Source organism: Streptomyces sp. FH025, from assembly GCF_017427025.1.
Classification (GTDB): domain Bacteria; phylum Actinomycetota; class Actinomycetes; order Streptomycetales; family Streptomycetaceae; genus Kitasatospora.
Map to the genome: position 1 here is coordinate 1 of NZ_JAFLNG010000424.1, position 6,836 is coordinate 6,836.

The window sequence follows — 6,836 nt, forward strand, 5'->3', positions numbered from 1 at the left end:
GACTTCGGCGAGATCCCGCAGCCCTCCCCAGCCCTCACTGGGCAGCTCGCCCACCGAACCAGCCAGCTGTGGTCGTCAGGGAACTGAGTTTGTGATCACTGGCCGGTGCCGTACAGTCGGAGTTGCCGACGCGGGGTGGAGCAGCTCGGTAGCTCGCTGGGCTCATAACCCAGAGGTCGCAGGTTCAAATCCTGTCCCCGCTACCACGTACGTCGAAGGGGCGGACACGCGATGTGTGTCCGCCCCTTCGACGTCCCAGCCTGTGGTCAGGCCGTCCGCACGGCGTTCAGCCGCCGCCGTACCTCGGCCTCTCCGAGCGTCGTCGCCACCAGGTGCAGGGCGGGGCTGCGGGTCGATCCGGTGAGCAGTACGCGGATGACCTGCGAGGCCTCCTTGATGGAGCCCGTGTACAGGCCGGGGTTCTGCCTGTAAGTCCTGGCGCTGACAGCGAAGTTCAGCTCGGCGGCGACGGCGCGGATCTGGTCGAACCAGGCGTCACCGCCCTCGAGGGACTGGTAGCGGTCGAGCAGGCGCCGGCTGAGGTCCTGGACCACGTCCGGAGCCAGACCGCCGAACCGCGGGTCGGCGGGATCGGTGACGGTGGCGAAGAGCTGCTGGAAGAAGAAGCCGTAGTGGGTGCGGAAGTCGGCCCACTTGCGGAGGTCCTTGCGCGGGTTGTCGAATCCGTCGCGCTCCACCGAGAGGGCCCGCAGCGCCAGGTCCTCCTCCGCCTCCAATACCCCGGTGAGCGGCAGGTCGTAGGTCTTGGCCCACTCCTTGACGCGCTCCAGGATGGCGGGGCCGGGCAGGGCAGCGACGTGGTCGGCGCAGATGTCCTCCAGCTTCGCGAGGTCGACCAGCGCGCCTGTCACCCCGCACTCCTCCAGACGAAGGGGCTCGCGCAAGGCCTGGTTCAAAGGCATCTCGGCGAGCCGGCCGTTGGCCAGGCCGCGAAGGTAGTACAGGACGGCCTCTGTCGGGTAGCCGGCCTGAGCGTAGTACTCAACGTCCGCCTCGGGGTCCTTGCGCTTGGAGAGCTTGCGGCGCGTCTTGCCCTCCTGCTTCATCAGGGGCCCGATGTGGGCGTAGGGGATGCGGGGGAAGCCGAGGGCGTCGAAGAGCTGGTGGTGGACGGGGACGGAGGAGAGCCATTCGTCGCCGCGGATCACGATGGTGACGCCCATCAGGTGGTCGTCCACGGCGTGGGCGAGGTGGTAGGTGGGAAGTCGCGGCTCGGTGTTGGATGCCTTGAGGATGACGGTGTCGGCGCGGTTGTCGTCCATCTCGATGGTGCCGCGGATGCGGTCGTGAAAGGTGGTGCGTTCGCCGGTGCCCGGGGAGCGGAACCGCACGACGTACGGGACACCGGCGGCGAGCCGTTCGCGGACCGCGTCATCGTCGGCATCACGCCACGGAGCCCACTGGCCGTAGTAGCCACTGGGCACCTTCTTGGCGAGCTGGTCGGCGCGCAGCGCCTCCAGCTCGTCCTTCGTGGCGAAGCACGGGTAGGCCCGGCCCTGACGCATCAGCTCGCGGACGTAGGTCTGGTAGATGCGGGCGCGCCGGGACTGGGTGTAGGGCCCGTAGAGGCCGGTGGCGTCGGTCTCGTCCGAGGCGACGCCGAAGTGGCGGAAAGCGCGGTCGAAACGCTCGACGGCCCCTTCGACCTCGCGAGCCTGGTCGGTGTCCTCGATGCGCACGAAGTACACGCCGCCGCTCTGACGGGCGATGGCCGCGTCGATCGCGGCGACGTGGATGCCACCGATGTGCGCGTGGCCGGTGGGGCTGGGGCAGAACCGGGTGACCTCCGCGCCGACAGACAGCTGGCGGGCGGGGTACTGCTGCTCCCAGAAGGACGGCTCGGGCAGGTCCGGGTCGAAGAGCGCGTCGATCTCGCTGGGGTTGAGCACGGGGGTCCTCCGGGTGCGGTGTGTTCTCGCCGTGACGGCGGCCGGGTCGCGCTTCGGTCGGTGCCGACGGGCCGGGCCGCTGGCCCGCATGGTACGCGAGCGAGCGGCCCGGTCTGCCCTAACGTCGTGTTGCCGGACGGGAGTTCGACATATGAGTGACAGTCACATCAGGGGCCGGGGTGAGGGGCGTTTCCGCGCCGTGGACGTCCACGTGGGCCGTGGAGGTCTCCACCCAGTACCGGGGCCCGGGGCGTCCCTCCTGCACGCCGTACACCGCTGTCGCACAGCGCCCGCGCAGCTGCAGGAAGTGGGCGACCGCCTGGCTCATGGGCTGGGAGGCGCCGCTGACGAGCGGGACCGCGCAGGCCCGGCGGGCCAGGTCGGTGAGCGTCTCGCCGAGGTCCGGATCGGCGGCGGTCGCCCGGGCAGGCGGAATCGACCTGCCGGGGCGCAGCTGGTGGGCGATGTTGAGCGCTGCCAGCACGACGACGTTCCAGCGGGCGGCGCGGCGCCGGTGCCGCGCGGCGGGCAGCGGCGGGCGCTCCATGGCGGGCGGGACCGGCGGGCTGCTCAGGGTGACGGAAGGCTGGTGAGGGCAGGGCGCGGGCTGGTCGAGCCACGCGGTCAGGGCGGCGGGACGAATCCACTCCTCGCCGTGCCACAGCGGGTGGTCGGGGCGTTCGGCCTCGGGCGGCAGGCGCAGGCCGATGTGCTGCGCGGTGGTGGAGCTGAGCAGATCGAGCAGGTCGCCGTGCTCGTCGGTGCGCACGGCCTGAAGGATCGTCCCGTCGGCGCTGCCGATCTTCGGGTGGAGCGCGATGCGCGGGTCCAGCCAGGCCAGGGCCGCCTGCCGCAGCAGCCACTTCGGCTGGAAGCCGGCGACCGAGGGCTGGAGGGCCGTGCGACGCAGCGCGAGGGCGGGGGCGATGAGCTGGGAGTCCACCAGGGGGCTGAGGACGGCCATGCCGGGCGCCTGCGTGCTGGCGGGCTCCCACTCCGGCACGGACGCCGCTCGGCGCACCGAGCCCAGCGCGGACCACGTCCAGCCCTCGAGCCACCGCTCGCGGTCCGCATGCAGGGCGCGGGCCCGGGCGGAGACGACGTGCTCGGCGAGCGCGTCACCGAGCAGTGTGTCGAGGACGTCGGCCGTGTGGCCGGGCGCCGGGGCGTGTCCGCGCAGGTAGCGCAGGGTGCGGTGAGCGCGTTTCAAGGCCTCCAGGCCCCGTTGCTGGCTGCGCAGCGCGTGGTGGCCGAGGGCCGCAGGCAGGGCCTGCGGGTGACGGGCGAGCAGGTCGACCAGGAGTTCGTCGCGTTCGGCGAAGACCTCGTCGCCGCCGTCGCCGGTGGCGATCGCGTCGCAGTCGAAGTCGGTGTGGGCGACGGCGACGATCTCCTCGAAAGCGGCCGCGAAGGGCGACCCGGTGGGCATGGCGGTCATGGCGTTGACGTCGCGCAGGGCGGCGACCAGGCCGGGTTTGGCAGGCAGGTCGACCGGCTCGCTCATGGCCCCGTACTGGCGCAGGAACCGCTCCCGCAACCGCTCCTCGGCCGGCGTTCCGAGGTCGCTGCCGACGTTGAGCAGGACCACGCGCTCGGGCGCGCGGCGCAGCAGGGCGGCTGCGACGAGGGTGGAGTCCAGGCCGCCACTGAACAGGCAGGCGACACGGCGGTGCCGGGTGAGGATGCGGTCGGCGAGGTCGTCGAGACGGTCGCGCAGCTGGACGGTGCTGACCTCCAGCGGCTGCGAAGCGAAGGCGGGGTCGCGGTGCGGGGCCCAGGTCGCCTCGGCGCGGATCGTCCTGTCGGGACGGATCACGGCCGTGTGGCCGGGTTGCAGGGTGAGGACGCCCCGGTAGAGAGAAGGAAGGAGACCGCGGGTCCAGCGGTCGCCGCTGAGGAACGCGGCGGCGCCGTCCGGGTCGGGCGTGCGGGCGCCGACGGCCCAGGCGAGCGTGCGCAGGTCGGAGGAGATCAGCAGGCTGGCGCCGTCCCAGGCGAAGTGAAGTTCCGCGCGCCAGACCGGGGGCAACTCGATGCGCAGCTCGCGGGCGGTGGCCGTGAGAACGGTCGGGGTGGTGTCGAGGGCGGCCTGCCAGGCGGGGTCGGACCAGTAGGCGACGGTCGGGCCGTCGTGGTGGCGGGCGGCGAGGGCAGCGTTGAGGAGCAACGGGGCGTCGTCGGCCTGGTCGGCGGAGAGCAGGTCCGCCCAGCCGGCCGTACGGGCGGCGGTGGCGGCGCCGGTGGGCGCCCAGACGGCTCGGAGCGTCATGTCGATGGTCCTTCCGGACGTGCGGTCTGGTGGACGATGCCGGCGATCTCGGTCACGCTCGGATGCTGGAGGAGCGTCGTGTGGTGGGCGTCGAGGATGTGGACGGCGTGGCCGTGCTGCGCGAGGGCGGCCCAGCCCCAGGACGGGTCGTCACCAGGAGCGGGCAGGACACCCGCGAGCAGCGACTCGTCGTACTCGGCCTCGGCGGCGCGCACCACCACGATGCGGCCCGGGTAGGGGCGGGGCCGGTAGCACTCGGCGGCGGCAAGGCGGTGGCGGTAGCCGGCGGCGAGGCGGGCGGCGAGTTCGGCGGTGAAGGACTCGGGCACGACCTGCTGGGCGCGAAGGTCGTCCAGCAGGTCGGCCATGGCCTGCTCGGGAGGATCGTGACGCAGGCTGTACGGGTCCACGAGGAGGCGCTGACCGGCTTCGCGGGCCCGGTGGCTGGTGATGGCGGCCACGATCTCGGCAGCGGGGACTTGGGTGATGCTGCGGGGGCCGGGGCCTGCGGGCGCGGGCATGTCGAGGACGACCACGGTGGGGGCGTGCCCGGTGGTGCCGTGCACGTGTTGTGCGACGGCCAGGGCCAGGTGAGCGCCGAAGGAGAAGCCGAGGACGATGTCGGGGCGCGGCGCGCTGGCGGTGAGCTGCTCGTGATGGTGGCGTGCCAGGTCCTCGATCGAGGTCTGGCCGGTGACGTCGGACAGGGGCGGGCCAGACAGAGCGAAGACTTGGTGGCTGTCGCCGAGTTGGGCGGCCAGGGCGGCGAAGGCGTCGGCAGATCCGCTGATCGGATGCATGCACCACAGCGTCGACCGGCCGCCCTGGCCCCAGCGCCGGACCGCAGTGACGTGCGGCGGCTGGCCGGTGGTCGTGGTCGCGTCGATCGCGGCGGCAAGGTCCCGTACCGAGGAAGCGGCGAAGTACAGCTCGGTGGGCAGAGCGCGGTGGAGCTGGGCGCCGACCCGGGCGAGGACGTCGATCGCGGTGAGGGAGTCGGCGCCGCGCGCGGCGAGGTCGTCGTCCGGGCCCAGTTCGGGGTCGGCCAGGCAGCTGCGCCACGCGTCCAGCAGGGTCGAGAGCAGGTCGGCCTGCGGCCTGTCGGCCGGCACCGGCGGCTCGGGGGAGTGGACGGTGTCCAGCGGGGCGCGCACGTACCGCTCGTAGCGGTCGGGGAAGCGCGCGCCCTTGACGACGAGGACGTGGCCGGTCTGGCCGGACAGGATCAGACGGGAGAGGGCCTGTTCGGCTTCCTGCGGGGTGAGGCCGCCCTGCACCATGCGCTGTTCGTGGGCCGAGGCGGCGGTGTCGTGGTGCTGCCAGGCGTCCCAACCGATGCTCAGCCAGCTGGTATGGGCGTGCTCGGCGTGCAGGGCGTGGCTGTCGGTTGCCGCCGAGGCCGCGCTGTAGGCCGGCAGGCCGATCGCGCCGAGCACCCCGGCGAGGGAGGACATCAGCACGACGCGCCGCACATGGTGGCTGGCGGCCGCGGCGCGCAGCGTCGCGGCGGTGTCGATCTTGAGGACGAAGTGCTGCTCGTCTGCCCACTGCGGCAGATGGGTGCTGTCCTGGTAGGCGGCCTCGCCGGAGATTCCGGCAGCCATGACGATCCGCTCGATCCGGCCCAGGTCACGGGTGACGTGCGCGATGAGGGCCGTGAGGGCACGCGGGTCGGCGGCGTCGCACTCCCGCACGACGATGCGGGCCGGCTGAGCGGCGAGGTCGTCGGCCAGGCGGTGGGCGTTGCGCAGGCCGGGGCCGGGCCGGGCCGCGAGCACCAGCGTGCCGCCGGTGGCGGCCAGGAGACGGGCGGCGGCCGTGCCGATCTGCCCGACACCCACGACGACCGACACGCCGCCGCCCGTGCCGGGCTCGGGCTCGGGCTCGGGCATCGGCGTGTAGGTGGGGCTCCACCAGCGTCGGCCGCGCAGAGCGAGCACGGGCTCGGCGGCCCAGTCCACGCTGCGGCGCACCGCTTCGGCCAGCGCCCAGGGCTGAGTGCCCTCCAGGTCGAGGGTGCGAACACGGAGCGCGGGCACGTCCATCGACAGCGCCCGGGCCAGGCCCGTGAGCGTGGCCGCCCGGGGGTCGCCGCCCTCGGTGCCGAGCACCGGGTGCGCGCGCCGGGTGAGCGCCACGACGTCCACGCCGCAGGCCGCGGGCCAGCCTGCGGTGCTGGCGGCCAACGCCGCCAGGGCGTCGTAGGCACGCCGCGCGGGCTGGGAGCCGGCGCCGAGCGCGTACCCGCACACCACCAACGCCCTGCCCTGCGGCGCCTCGGCGAGGCTGTCCGGCGCCCACACCACCGGGGTGCCCTCGGGGACCGCCGCGGACAGCAGGTCGAACAGCCTTCGGCCCGTGTGGTCTTGCTCGGCCATCAGGACGACGCGCGCCCAGCGGGGGGCCTCGGCGCCGGGGTGCCCGGGCCACTGGGCCCAGCTGCTCCGCCGGAACTCCAGCTGCGCCCCGGCGGGCTCGGTTGTGCCGACGCTGTCGGTGGTGCCGGTGCCGGTGGCGGGCTCGGGCCAAATCCGGCGGGGCCGGTAGCCCGCGTCCCGGAGCGTTGTTGGGCGCCGTCCGGGAGCGGTGCCCGACGGCGGGGGCTCCTCCAGGACGACGTGGGCGTTGGTGCCGCCGACGCCGAAGCTGCTCACCCC

3 protein-coding genes and 1 tRNA gene are annotated in these 6,836 nt (G+C 73.5%); 1 reads left to right on the forward strand and 3 read right to left on the reverse strand.

Annotation, left to right across the window (positions count from 1 at the left end):
• The first annotated feature begins 129 nt into the window (after positions 1-129).
• A tRNA-Met gene (locus J0670_RS25720) sits at positions 130-206 on the forward strand.
• Positions 207-266: 60 nt separating this feature from the next.
• On the opposite strand, the gene J0670_RS25725 is transcribed toward J0670_RS25720, so the two are convergent.
• The 3 genes from J0670_RS25725 to J0670_RS25735 form a co-directional block, all read right to left on the reverse strand.
• On the reverse strand, positions 267-1,910 hold the full coding sequence (locus J0670_RS25725) for a glutamate--tRNA ligase (RefSeq protein ID WP_207814046.1): 1,644 nt from the start codon (positions 1,908-1,910) through the stop codon (positions 267-269).
• Between the two features lie 118 nt (positions 1,911-2,028).
• Entirely contained in the window at positions 2,029-4,179 is a 2,151-nt protein-coding gene (locus tag J0670_RS25730; RefSeq protein WP_207814047.1) for an asparagine synthetase B family protein, read from the reverse strand.
• On the reverse strand, positions 4,176-6,836 hold a 2,661-nt coding region (locus J0670_RS25735; RefSeq protein ID WP_207814048.1), incomplete at its 5' end, for an SDR family NAD(P)-dependent oxidoreductase. The genes J0670_RS25735 and J0670_RS25730, both read right to left, overlap by 4 nt.

Excerpts from the sequence above, each read along its gene's own strand:
- J0670_RS25730 (WP_207814047.1), bottom strand. The coding sequence starts at position 4,179 with ATGACGCTCCGAGCCGTCTGGGCGCCCACCGGCGCCGCCACCGCCGCC.